This window comes from Maribacter algicola, assembly GCF_003933245.1.
In the GTDB taxonomy this organism is placed as follows: domain Bacteria; phylum Bacteroidota; class Bacteroidia; order Flavobacteriales; family Flavobacteriaceae; genus Maribacter; species Maribacter algicola.
The window spans coordinates 360,518-373,478 of record NZ_QUSX01000001.1 but is presented as its reverse complement, the minus strand read 5'-3'; the positions used below and the strand labels follow the sequence as shown (position 1 = coordinate 373,478).

At 41.6% G+C, this 12,961-nt stretch carries 12 protein-coding genes; 6 read left to right on the top strand and 6 right to left on the bottom strand.

Features of this window, described 5'->3' with window-relative positions; all coding sequences use genetic code 11:
* Positions 1-57 precede the first annotated feature (57 nt).
* The 5 genes from porG (at position 58) to DZC72_RS01620 (ending at position 5,635) form a co-directional block, all read left to right on the top strand.
* A complete protein-coding gene (gene porG, locus DZC72_RS01640) occupies positions 58-747 on the top strand; it encodes a type IX secretion system protein PorG (RefSeq protein WP_125221173.1) in 690 nt (229 codons plus the stop codon).
* 6 nt (positions 748-753) lie between these two features.
* The gene (locus tag DZC72_RS01635; RefSeq protein ID WP_125221172.1) at positions 754-1,497 is read left to right on the top strand and encodes an isoprenyl transferase; all 744 of its coding nucleotides are present in this window, start codon (positions 754-756) and stop codon (positions 1,495-1,497) included.
* 4 nt (positions 1,498-1,501) lie between these two features.
* Positions 1,502-4,120, top strand: coding sequence for an outer membrane protein assembly factor BamA (gene bamA / locus DZC72_RS01630; protein ID WP_125221171.1), 2,619 nt, complete (start codon positions 1,502-1,504; stop codon positions 4,118-4,120).
* 104 nt (positions 4,121-4,224) lie between these two features.
* Positions 4,225-5,076, top strand: coding sequence for an OmpH family outer membrane protein (locus DZC72_RS01625; RefSeq protein WP_125221170.1), 852 nt, complete (start codon positions 4,225-4,227; stop codon positions 5,074-5,076).
* A 49-nt stretch (positions 5,077-5,125) separates the two neighbouring features.
* Positions 5,126-5,635, top strand: coding sequence for an OmpH family outer membrane protein (locus DZC72_RS01620; protein WP_125221169.1), 510 nt, complete (start codon positions 5,126-5,128; stop codon positions 5,633-5,635).
* A 48-nt stretch (positions 5,636-5,683) separates the two neighbouring features.
* Here DZC72_RS01620 and DZC72_RS01615 read toward each other — a convergent pair whose 3' ends face one another.
* From DZC72_RS01615 to gcvP, 4 genes are all read right to left on the bottom strand, one after another.
* Positions 5,684-6,538 (bottom strand): glycosyltransferase family 2 protein, encoded by an 855-nt coding sequence (locus tag DZC72_RS01615; RefSeq protein WP_125221168.1) that lies wholly within the window; start codon positions 6,536-6,538, stop codon positions 5,684-5,686.
* 9 nt (positions 6,539-6,547) lie between these two features.
* A complete protein-coding gene (locus tag DZC72_RS01610; RefSeq protein ID WP_125221167.1) occupies positions 6,548-7,078 on the bottom strand; it encodes a methyltransferase in 531 nt (176 codons plus the stop codon).
* A 1-nt stretch (position 7,079) separates the two neighbouring features.
* Positions 7,080-8,135, bottom strand: a complete 1,056-nt coding sequence (locus tag DZC72_RS01605) for a 3-oxoacyl-ACP synthase III family protein (protein ID WP_125221166.1) — start codon at positions 8,133-8,135, stop codon at positions 7,080-7,082.
* Positions 8,136-8,304: 169 nt separating this feature from the next.
* Entirely contained in the window at positions 8,305-11,154 is a 2,850-nt protein-coding gene (gcvP, locus tag DZC72_RS01600) for an aminomethyl-transferring glycine dehydrogenase (RefSeq protein WP_125221165.1), read from the bottom strand.
* 126 nt (positions 11,155-11,280) lie between these two features.
* Here gcvP and DZC72_RS01595 point away from each other — a divergent pair, with 126 nt between their 5' ends.
* Entirely contained in the window at positions 11,281-12,105 is an 825-nt protein-coding gene (locus tag DZC72_RS01595; protein ID WP_125221164.1) for a UbiA prenyltransferase family protein, read from the top strand.
* Here DZC72_RS01595 and DZC72_RS01590 read toward each other — a convergent pair.
* Both DZC72_RS01590 and DZC72_RS01585 read right to left on the bottom strand, forming a co-directional pair.
* Entirely contained in the window at positions 12,102-12,329 is a 228-nt protein-coding gene (locus tag DZC72_RS01590) for a hypothetical protein (RefSeq protein ID WP_125221163.1), read from the bottom strand. The two genes, DZC72_RS01595 and DZC72_RS01590, sit on opposite strands and share 4 nt — an antisense overlap.
* Positions 12,326-12,886 carry a sigma-70 family RNA polymerase sigma factor gene (locus DZC72_RS01585; RefSeq protein WP_099546304.1) on the bottom strand — a complete coding sequence of 187 codons (561 nt, stop codon included), beginning with the start codon at positions 12,884-12,886 and terminating at the stop codon, positions 12,326-12,328. The genes DZC72_RS01590 and DZC72_RS01585 overlap by 4 nt, the downstream gene beginning before the upstream one ends.
* Between the last annotated feature and the right edge of the window lie 75 nt (positions 12,887-12,961).

Here is a 12,961-nt window from a genome sequence, read left to right as displayed (position 1 = left end):
CCCTTGGGCTTGTACTCCAATGAAATGAACTCAACAAGGCTGTAAACGATTTTATATATGATACGTAACGTATTCTTACTTGCATTTTTTTGTATTTCCTTTGGCCTTAGCGCGCAGATGTATGAGGTAGGGGTTTTTGCGGGCGGTGCCAATATGATAGGTGATGTAGGGAGAACCAATTATATTTTGCCTTCCAATCTAGCCTTTGGGGGTGTGTTCAAATGGAACGTTAGCAAGCGATATGCCTGGCGCGGAAGTCTTACCTACGGAAAGTTTACCGCAGACGATAATAAATCCAGTGACACCTCCAGACAACAAAGGGGATATGTGGTGGATAATGCGGTATTGGAGGGCTCCGTGGGACTTGAATTTAATTTTGTAGATTATAATTTGCATAAATTAGGTCCTGCATTTACACCGTACCTATATACGGGAGTTACCTATTTTAGGTACGATTACGGTTATTTTAATGGCGGGGTTCTTCAAGATATATCACAATCCGATGGTTCCTTTGCGATACCTATGACGGTAGGTTTTAAGTATCGTATCAACCAGTTTCTTATTTTTGGGGCGGAAATTGGTGCTAGATACACTTTTACGGATAATCTAGATGCCAGTAATCCAAAAGGTTCTAATTTTGAGGATTTCAAATTTGGAAATATTCTAAGCGATGATTGGTACGTATTCTCAGGGGTAACCTTAACGTATACCTTTGGAAGAAAGCCTTGCCAAGATTGCTTTCAATAAAAAACGATGGAAAGTAAAATAGAGGATATTGATGCACAGAATCTACCACGTCACATGGCCATTATTATGGATGGAAATGGAAGATGGGCCAAGGAGCGTGGAAAATTAAGGGTGTTTGGTCATGAAAACGGCGTTAAGACGGTAAGGTCCACTGTGGAAAACTGTGTTAAGCTGGGCATTGAGTTTCTTACCTTGTATACCTTTTCTACCGAAAATTGGAACAGGCCCAAAATAGAGGTGGATACGCTCATGCGATTATTGGTGTCCTCCTTACGAAGGGAGTTGGCAACATTTGCAGAGAATAACATTCGATTGAATACCATTGGTAACATTTCTGCATTGCCAGATAAAGCCCGTGGCGAACTTTTGGAGGTGATGAAAAAGACCGAGGAACATACGGGAATGACACTTACCCTGGCCTTGAGTTATGGCTCAAGGGAAGAGCTACAATCCGCCATAAAATCAATAGCATTCAAAGTTAAAAATAATATAATTTCGCCAGAAAATATTGACGATACCATTATTAATGACCATCTTTACACGCGAAATTTGCCAGACGTAGACTTGCTAATCCGAACGAGTGGAGAACATCGGATCAGCAATTTTTTATTATGGCAGATCGCATATGCCGAATTATATTTTATTGATGTATTTTGGCCCGATTTTAATGAGCATCATTTGGTAGAGGCCATAAAAAATTACCAGAACAGAGAACGAAGATTTGGAAAAACTAGCGAACAACTCATCTAGGGATATGACAAGGTTCATATCCATGAACCACTTACTGACCATCCTACTCCTTTTTACCCTCACAAATGCCTTTTCACAAGACTTGTCCTATGAAAATGGTCAAACCTATATCCTTGGTGGATTGGAGGTTACTGGATTGGAAAGTTACAATGAACAGACCGTTAAAACCTATACAGGGCTTCGAGTGGGTCAGCCAATCACGGTTCCTGGTGAAGAGATCAGCGAGGTCATCAATAAACTGTGGGGACTTGAGCTTTTTACTTCCATAGACTTCTATATTACCAACATTGAGGATAACAACATATTTCTTGAACTGAATATCATTGAGCGACCTACATTGACAGATGTTACTTTTAACGGTGTAAAACCAAGAAAGGTAGACGAACTCAGGACCGATACGGATCTCAAAAAGGGTAAGAAGATTACGGAGAGTTTAATATCCAACACCAAAAATTATCTCACAAATAAATATAAAAAACAAGGGTATTTAAACACCAAAGTAAATATCATTACCGCCGTGGATACATCTGAGACCAATGCCAGAAAAATGGTGGTGAACGTCAATAAAGGCGATAAGGTAAAAATCAAGGACATCATTTTTGAAGGAAACGAAGAGCTTTCGGATAAAAAATTGAGAAAGGCCTTAAAAAGTACGAAAAGAAAGCGATTGGGTCGTTTTTGGAAGAAATCCAAATATATCAAGGACGATTATGAGGAGGATTTGGACTTATTGGTGGATAAATATGCCGAAAATGGATACCGGGATGCCAGGGTAATTTCCGATACCTTGGAAAAAGTGGACGAGAATAACATACTTCTAAAAATAAAGGTTGAGGAAGGTAACAAATATTATTTTGGCGATATTGATTTTGTGGGAAATACCGTTTATACAGATCGTCAACTGCAACAGGTTCTTGGCATCAAAAAGGGTGAAACCTATAACGGGGTGTTGTTACGTGAACGTATTGCGGACAATAGCAAACCAGAACCTTATGACGTTACCAGTCTGTATCAAAATAATGGGTACTTGTTTTCCACGATAAATCCGGTGGAGGTTTCGGCAGCAAACGATACTATAAATTTTGAAATTCGTATAATCGAAGGTAAGGAGACCTTTTTGGACCATGTAACCGTATCTGGTAATGATAGGACCAATGACCATGTAATTTTCAGGGAACTGCGCACACGGCCCGGACAAAAATACAACAAGTCGGATATCATTCGAAGTATAAGGGAATTGGGACAACTTGGATTTTTTGATGCCGAACAGATAAAACCAGATGTGTTGAATGCCAATCCAAATGAGGGGACCGTGGATCTGGCCTGGAGTCTGGTCGAATCCGGTTCCAGTCAAATTGAATTGCAAGGTGGTTACGGTGGCGGTGGCTTTATTGGAACTTTGGGTCTTTCCTTTAACAATTTCTCCATTCAAAACCTGTTCAAAGGAGAGGCATATAAACCGGTGCCAATGGGCGACGGGCAAACCTTTGCCCTGCGATTGCAGGCCAGCCGGACCTTTAGGGTGTACAGCTTAAACTTTTCTGAACCCTGGATGGGTGGAAAAAAACCGGTGAGATTTAACTTGAACGTTTCAAGAACGCAACAATTTGCTGCATCTTTTACGAACAGGGGAATAGACGTAAACAAGGATCAGCAATTTTCGATTACAGGTGTAAGTCTTGGATTGGCCAAAAGGGTACAATGGCCAGATGATTTCTTTACCATTTCGCATTCTTTGGGATACCAGTTGTACGATTTTAGAAACTACAATATTGGATTGTTCAATTTTGGGAACGGGAAAGCCAATTCCATTGCCTATACCTTAGGGATTAATAGAAATGCCATGGAGGGTGGGCGCATATTTCCAAGGGGTGGATCCAATTTTGAAATTACCGCCAAATTCACACCGCCCTATTCGCTTTTCAGCAATAAGGATTTTGGTGCATTAAAACAAAGAAGTACAGAACTTACGGAGAAAAGATTTACCACTCAAGAAGGACTTACAGCGGCTGAAACCACCGAATTGGAACAAATTGATCAGGAGCGCTTCAGGTTATTGGAATATTATAAGGTCAAGTTCAAGGGAGATTGGTATACTACCTTGTTGGGTAGTGCGGACAAATCCTTGGTGTTACGGACCAATGCGGAATTCGGTTTCTTGGGTAATTACAACAGCGATACGGGAGATGTTCCTTTTGAGCGTTTTTTCGTAGGTGGTGACGGTCTTAACAACTTTACCTTGGACGGTAGGGACATTGTTCAGTTGAGGGGGTATGAAAATCAATCCCTGACTCCAATCGACCCAGTTACAAGGCAACAAGAAGGTGGATTGATATACAATAAATTCTCCATGGAGCTAAGGTATCCGCTTACCTTAAAACCTTCGGCCTCCATTTACGGACTTACCTTTTTAGAAGCAGGTAATTCCTTCAACAATTTTCAGCAGTTTAATCCGTTTCAATTAAAACGATCGGCCGGTGTGGGGCTTCGCATCTTTATGCCAGCGTTTGGTTTATTGGGGATTGATTTTGGCTATGGGTTCGACGAGGACTTAAGGCCACAGTCCATAGGCAATGGTCCAAGCGGATGGCAGACGCACTTCATTATTGGTCAACAGTTCTAGATTTAAATTGGAATTCAAGAATCGGTCATCATGCTAAACCTTTCATTTTAAAAGTTTTAGTAATTTTGGCACGATATTTTCTATTAGATTAAACGATATCAATAATGAAGTCAAAAACAAAAGTTCTTTTATTTTTTGTGTCCGTTCTTACGGGATTGGGTTCCATGGCCCAAAGAGGTGTTCGAATCGCCTATGTGGACATGGAATATATTCTGGAAAATGTGGAGGAATATAGGGATGCCAGTGAACAGCTTGATACCAAGGTCCAAAAATGGAAGGTTGAAATTGAGCAAAAGCAAAGTGTGGTGGAACAGATGAAGAAGGATTTAATGGCCGAAAAGGTCTTGTTGACTCCGGAACTCATTGAGGAGCGTGAAGAAGAAATCCAGATTTTGGAAAAGGAGATGATCGAATACCAGCAGGACAGATTTGGTCCGCAAGGCGATTTAGTGTTGCAGAAGAGAAGGTTGATACAGCCAATACAAGATCAAGTCTTTAATGAAGTGCAAAAATTGGGGGCGAATAAAAAATATGATTTTATTTTTGATAAATCTGCGGATGTTGTAATGTTGTACTCAGAAAAAAGGCACGATATTAGCGATTTGGTTCTCAGAGGAATTGCCAGGACCAGAAAGATAAGCAAGCCCAAGGAAGGAACGGACACTAGAAGCAGGTTGGAGGCTTTTGAAGGAGACGATGATATAGAGGCCCAAGATGAGGAAGAAGTTGTTTCTGATGCGCTTCAGGAGCGTATAGACAGAGCCAAGGAGGCCCAAGCGGCCAGGGAGAAAACGGCTGCTGAAAAAAGGGAGGAGCAGCTCAAATTGCGTGAAGAGCGAAAGAAGGCCTACGAGGAAAGAAGGAAAAAACTTTTAGAAGAGCGGGAGGCCAAGAAAAAGGAGAATGAATCAGGGAGAAATAACGATAATTCGGGAAACGATTCCGACAATAACTAGAAATTAGAAACCATTAATTAATACTCAAATAAGAATTAAATTTTAACTCATGAAACAAGTAAAGAAAATTGCGGTTGCCTTAATGTTGTTCGTGGCGGCGACCAGTTTTGTAAATGCGCAAAGTAAAGTAGCTCATATAGATGTCACCCAGTTGCTGTCTGCCATGCCAGAAATGAAAGCTGCAGAGGCGGAGCTAAAAAAACTTCAGGAAACCTATGGTGCCGATATCCAAGCTTCCATGACAGAGTTGCGTAACAAGTATACACAATATCAAAACGAAGCGGCATCCAAATCCAAGGAAGAGAATGAAAAAAGGGCTGTAGAGCTTCAAGGTATGGAGAAAACGGTAGGTGAGTTCCAACAAAATGCACAACAGGAAATCCAGAAGAAGCAGGCTGAATTGTTCGCTCCTATCTCTGAAAAGGCCAAGGCGGCCATTGAAAGGGTTGCAGCTGCACAAGGAATCGACTATGTCATCGATGCGCAACCAGGAGGAGGATTGATCGTTGCATCTGGAAAGGATCTATTGGCGGACGTCAAAAAGGAATTGGGAATCTAAGATTTTCCAAAAATGATTAAAAAGCCATTCCACTTGGAATGGCTTTTTTTATGGAATCAATTTTGATTTAATAAGCTTCCATCGAAGCTGACGAATGAATTTCCCTTCTTCCTCCGTTACTAAAAAGGATTCCCTTTTTGCGCTCGCTTGTAGATATCCTCTTAAATTTTCAAAAAAAGCATTGGGTCTTTTTGTTTTGAGGGCCATTTTTAGGGAGGCGATTAGTGTAATCCAGACGCCATACCGCATGGTATACATGGCTTTGCCTTGCAGCGACCTGGCTTTTTTGTTATAAGCCTTTCCTGTGGGTCGTAAATGTTTTACATGTAGGTTTTCATCCGTATATATTTTGAATCCATGGTATTGCGCCAATAATTCGTCCACTGTGTCCCATCCCATGGCGTTTTTGAGTCCGCCAATTGCTTCGAAGCATTTTTTTGAATAGGTTTTAAATGCGCCCCTGACATGTTTTTTGTCCATAGGGTGGTTCAATTGCCAGTTTCCTTGTTCGTCCTGCTCGTATGCAAATCCTCCGGCAATACCAATTTCAGACGATTGGGAAAAAATCGTTGCTATGGATTGGAAATAGTTTTTTGGCAAAACAATATCGGCATCGAGCTTTACAATAAAGTCAAAATTGCTATCCAATGACCTGAGTCCCTTATTGAAGGCATTTATGACCTTGCTGCCTGGCATATGACTGTCAGAGGATCTGGTGTTGAGAAGTTCAACATAGGGTACGGTTGTTACGAACTCTGCAACAATAGCTTCGGTCCTATCGTTGGAATGATCATTTACCACAACCACTTTCTTGGGGAGAAGGGTTTGTAGTATAATGGACTCCAAGGTCAAAGAAATAAAGGCTTCTTCGTTATGGGCCGGTATGATGACACAATATTCCACGAGTAGGTTTTAAGAACTTTTTTTTCGAACGGCGTAAACTATGTAGTATCGCGGTGTGAACAGTCTTAAAATGGGCCTAAGACCTATTTTTTTAACGGGGTGGGCCCATTTTTTTGAATCCTGAATTTCCCAACCGGATTTCTCCAAAAGCCAATCGAACTGCCAATCCTCAAACTCGTGATAATGTCGGTCCCAAGGGTCGTTCTTACTTCTGTATGCCGGGGAAAACCAAAGTCGGAGTGGAACACTGGCAACCAAGGTATCGGCCTTTATTTTGGAAAGCGCGTTCAAGGGGGCCAAAAGGTGTTCAAAAATTTCAAAGGCGGTTGCTACCTTTGCATTGGAGTTTAGAATGGAGGAGAAATCCAAATCCAAATCTTCGCCCTTGGTGTTTTCTACTTGATAGCCTTCCTTTGTCATAATCTTGGAAAAGGGATTTTCCACACCAAGGTCTAAAATGGATTCGTTGGTAGGTACATGCTTTTTTAAAAATTCTAGGGTGTATCTAAAACGTTTGTTTGGAAAGGTGTTCTCGTACATTTCAAAGTTTATATACCATGGCGTTGATGTTCATTCCTGCACCAACACTTGCAAAGATAACAACATCGCCTTTTGTCAAGTTATGATTCTCAATTTTTCCATTTAACAGGCAATCCAATAATGTTGGAATGGTTGCAACCGAGCTATTTCCAAACTCTCCAATCGTCATGGGCATGCAATGTTTGGGAACATCCATATGGTAAAGTGCATAAAACCTTGAGATGATGGCCTCGTCCATCTTTTCATTGGCTTGATGGATAAGGACTTTTTTTACCTCCGTAATGTCTATGCCGCTCTTCTCCAAACAGTCTGCCATTGCTTTGGGAACATGGGTTACGGCAAATTCATAAATCTTTCTCCCAAGCATTTTAATGTATCTGGTTTCCTTTTGCGTCTTATGGTAGCTTTTTCCGTAAAATAGGAAATAGGCCTCCTCATAGGTATATGACGCGCTATTATGTGCAAGGATGCCGTTACTGTCGTTGGTGAGCTCAATGATGACAGCACCTGCACCATCGGCATATATCATGGAATCCCTATCATACGGGTCCACTATTCTGGACAAGGTTTCCGCACCTATGACCAAGCATTTTTTTGCAATGCCACTTTTTATAAAGGCATGTCCCTGAATAACACCCTCTATCCAGCCGGGGCATCCAAATAGGATATCATAGGCCACACATTTTGGATTTTTTATCCTAAGTCTGTTTTTGACACGTGAGGCAAGACTAGGTAATGTGTCGCCTTGAGAACTGCCCCAGGAAACATCACCAAAATTATGGGCAAGAATTATATAATCAATATCCTCCCTATCTATGTTTGCATCCAATATTGCACTTTCAGCGGCGAAAAACGCGATATCCGAGGTATTCAAATCCTTATCAACATACCGTCTTTCGTTAATTCCGGTAATGGCTCTAAATTTTTCTATAATGACTTCATTGGTAGCTTGGAAAGGACTTCCGTCACTGTTCAGAAATTTCTTTTTGGAGAATGCTGTATTCTTTACTTGGTTTTCAGGTATATAACTCCCTGTACCTATGATATTAACGCCCATATACCTTACTTGATTTATTTCCAAAAAGGTACTTTAAAACGTAAAGCTTATTATGCGCGCATAATAAGCTTTACGATGTTCAGACCCCAAAAATCTTTAAATCTCGAGGGGGTATTAATTTTTGTTAAAACCTAAACCAGTCCCGTTTTGCTAGTTCTGGGCAGCGTTTTTAGGCTTCTACATATGCTTCAATGGGAGCGCACGTGCAAATTAAATTACGGTCTCCATAAGCATCGTCCACCCTGCGAACCGCAGGCCAGAATTTGTTATCGCTAACATAGGGCAACGGAAATGCAGCCTGATGTCTTGAATACGGAAAATCCCAAGTATCGCTTGTGACCATCTGCAGCGTATGTGGCGCATTTTTTAATACGTTGTTAGGATTGTCCTCCTGGGCAACATCGATTTCCTTGCGAATGGAGAGCATGGCATCGCAAAAACGATCTAATTCCTCCAAACTTTCGCTTTCGGTTGGTTCTATCATTAAGGTACCTGCCACCGGGAATGAAACCGTTGGCGCATGGAAACCATAATCCATAAGCCTTTTTGCAATATCCGTTACTTCGATACCATGCTGTTTAAAGGGTCTGCAATCGATAATCATCTCATGGGCGGCCCTTCCTTTTTCCCCCGTATAAAGAACATCATATTTTCCATTTAACCGATGTTTGATATAGTTGGCATTGAGAATGGCAATTTTTGTGGAATTCGTCAATCCTTCTTGTCCCAACATTTTGATGTAGCCGTAGGAAATAAGACAGGCCAAGGAACTGCCCCAAGGAGCTGCCGAAATCGCCGAAATGGCTTTTACACCACCTGTTTTGATGACGGGGTTGCCGGGTAAAAATGGCACCAATTGAGGTGCGACGCATATAGGACCAACCCCTGGACCTCCACCTCCATGGGGAATTGCAAAGGTCTTGTGTAGATTAAGATGACAGACATCCGCACCTATAGTAGCTGGATTTGTCAAGCCCACTTGCGCGTTCATATTTGCCCCGTCCATATACACTTGGCCGCCATGGTCATGAATCAATTTCGTTATTTTTCTTATGGAGGATTCGAAAACCCCATGGGTGGAAGGATATGTTACCATTAAGGCGGAAAGATTATCGGCATGCATTTTTACCTTTTCTTCCAAGTCCTCCACGTCAATATTACCTTTATCATCCGTTTTGGTCACAACCACCTTCATTCCCGCCATTACGGCGGAGGCAGGGTTGGTTCCATGGGCGGAGGCAGGAATCAGGCAAATATCCCTATGTCCTTCACCATTGGCCTCGTGATAGGCCCGTATGACCATTAAACCTGCATATTCCCCCTGGGCGCCGGAATTCGGCTGTAGGGAAGTACCCGCAAAGCCTGTAATAGTCGTTAAATCCTTCGCCAATTCCCTCAATACAATTTGGTAGCCTTCCGCCTGTTCCACAGGTACAAACGGATGTATATTTCCCCAGTTGCCATTGCTTAGGGGCAACATTTCAGAGGCGGCGTTCAATTTCATGGTACAACTTCCCAAGGATATCATGCTATGGTTAAGGGACAGATCCTTGCGTTCCAATTTCTTGATATATCGCATTAGTTCCGTTTCGGAATGATAGCTATTGAACACCTTGTTTTCAAGATAGGAAGACGTTCTTTGGATATTTTGGGGAATGGACGAATGGCCCAAAAGTTTTGTGACTTCGATCGCTTCCTTATCCATGGCCTCTGAGAAGATACCAATGATTTGGTTCAGGTCCTTTATGGAGGTCGCCTCGTTTACTGCAATAACAACGGAATCAGAACTAGGGTACAAAAAGTTCACCTCTTCGCGTTCCGCAATAGGGCGTATTATGTTGGCGCTTGCCTTTACTTGAACGGTATCGAAGTAGGCAGTATTGCTTTGATAATACCCGAGATTTTCAAGGGAATCGGCCAAAGTACATGCAGTGGTATGTATTTTTTGTGCGATATATTTTAGACCTTTTGGACCATGATAAACTGCGTACATTCCTGCCATAACAGCCAATAGTACTTGTGCCGTGCAAATATTGGAGGTCGCTTTGTCCCTTTTTATATGTTGCTCCCTAGTTTGTAGGGCCATCCTTAATGCAGGTCTATTGTCCCGATCCTTGGTTACCCCAATGATTCTTCCAGGAATATTTCGTTTGTATTCTTCGCGGGTGGCGAAAAACGCGGCATGGGGTCCACCATATCCTAGGGGGATACCGAATCTTTGCGTGGTGCCAACGACCACATCCGCCCCAAATTCACCAGGAGGGGTCAAAAGGACCAAGCTTAAAATATCCGCGGCAACCGCTATTTTAATATCCTTTTCCTTGGCCTTGAGCACAAAGTCCTTGTAGTCATGAACCTGGCCGAATTTACCCGGATATTGAAGCAATGCACCATAAAATGTATCGTCAAAAGTAAATTCCTCATGATTTCCAATTACCAATTCTATGCCCAAAGGATTGGCCCGGGTTTCCAATAAAGCCATTGTTTGCGGCAAAACCTCTTCTGAAACAAAGAACTTTTTGATCTCGTTTTTTTTCTGATCCCTGGTTCTAACTTCAAAAAGCATTGTCATGGCTTCTGCCGCTGCCGTACTTTCATCCAAAAGGGACGCATTGGCGAGTTCCATACCAGTTAGGTCTGAAATAACCGTTTGAAAGTTCAAAAGGGCTTCCAATCTGCCTTGGGCAATTTCCGCTTGATAGGGCGTATAGGCGGTATACCAACCAGGGTTTTCAAGGATATTCCGTTTAATAACGGAAGGTGTTAGGCTCTCATGATACCCCAAACCTATATAGGAACGAAAAACCTTGTTCTTTTTTGAAAGTTCCTCCAAATGGGCCAAAAATTTATGCTCACTCATCGGAGCACCCAAATCCAATGTATTTTTAAGCCGAATATCATCGGGAATGGTTTCAAATATCAGTTGATCCAAACTATCTACAGAAATAGTTTTGAGCATATGGTCAAGGTCCTCTTCTCGTATACCAATATGGCGGGATGCAAACACGTCAGTCTTCATGATTTGAAAAAATTAGTCTTGCAAAATTAGGGATTAATTATATCAAAAAACAGGTGTGTACTGGCTTCCTTAGGAAAGTTTTTAACCGAAAACCCGGGTTATAAACAGTTTGGGTACATTTGTTTTATGGGGAAACTTCAACGCCTTTTTGATTTCTATATCAATGCAAGTATCCATGTTTCGTTGAGTGTCTTTGCATTGACCCATGTTACCATCAAAACTTTCGATTTTCAAAAGGACGAACATTTGGCCTGGTTTCTTTTTTTTGGCACTATTGCTTGTTACAATTTTATAAAATATGGGGTGGAAGCCAAAAAATATATTATAGTGGCGTCCCCTTATCAAAAGAACATTCAAATAGTTAGCTTTTTAGCCGCCCTAATTGGTTGTTACCATGCTTATTTTCTTACTAGTGATATTTGGTTGGGAATCTTTATACTGATTTTTTTAACAGGAATCTATGCATTACCCGTATTGCCCAATGCTAGAAACCTTCGGAATTTAGGAGGACTAAAAATTTTTATGGTAGCCTTGGTCTGGGCCGGGGCAACGGTCGTGCTTCCGGCATTGGGTTCATTCAAATCCATTTCTTGGGATATTTGGGTGGAAACCATTCAACGATTTTTTTTCGTTCTGGCTTTGTTGGTTCCCTTTGAGATAAGGGACCTCGCGTATGATGATCCTGGTCTCAGGACTCTTCCACAGCGATTTGGGGTGCTTTGGACAAAAAAAATCGGTGTGATTTTCGTACTGCTGTTTTACGTGTTGACCTTCTTAAAGGACGATGTTCAAGAAGTCGAAATCATCGTAAAGACGGTACTTTTCTTGGGACTTGCTGTTTTGATGTTTTCGTTTGGGAAAGATCAGCGTAAATATTTTGCTTCTTTTTGGGTGGAAGGAATTCCAATAGCGTGGTACTTTCTTTTAGTGCTTTGCCTTATTTGGTTCTAGCCCTGCCTCCTTATATATTCCTTCATTTTTTCTTTTTCAGTCTCGGAAAGGGAATGAAGATTTGCCTTGCTGCAAAGGGAGGTGAGTTTTGTATTCTGCTTTGCGTAAGCAGCGCATACCTTACAATAGATAAGATGGAATTTTAATTTAAGCCGTTCCACAAAGGTAGCCTCATTGTATTGAGCCTTTGTACAAATATCCGCCGCTTTTTCACAAGAAATCATGCGTTGAACCATTTTTGATTTAAACATTCCATTAAGGCCGTTCTGGCTCTATGGATCATTACCCAAAGGTTAGACGGGTTTATTCCTAATTCATTACAAATTTCTTCCGTAGGAATGCCTTGAATGGTCTTCATGGTAAATACCTGTGATTGTTTTTGGGGAAGCCTATCAATACACAGCTGTAGGGCAAGGCCCAGTTCTTCGTTTTCTATGGTTTCGCTTCCCAAATTGCCATTGGGGTCCGCCACTTTTTCTTCCAGCCAATCCCCTTCGTTTTCATCATGGTAGCTAAAATTCATGCGGACTTCTGCCTTTCCCTTTTTGGAGTTGGATTTTCGATAGTAGTCTATGACCTTACGTTTGAGAATCGCTATCAACCAGGTACGTTCAGCTGCTTCGCCTTTGTAGTTCTTGGCCGATTTTAAACCTGCCAAAAAGGTCTCCGAAACTAAGTCTTTGGCGATTTCTACATCACTTACCTTGCCTATGGCGTAGTTGAATAGGTAATCGGCATACTGGTCTACCCAGGAATTAGGATGTAGTTGATTTTCTGCCATTGTTGATCGTTGTTGTAAAAGTAATAGAATTTTCCATTACGGCTTATATCCAGTATATATTTTACTTAAAATGGA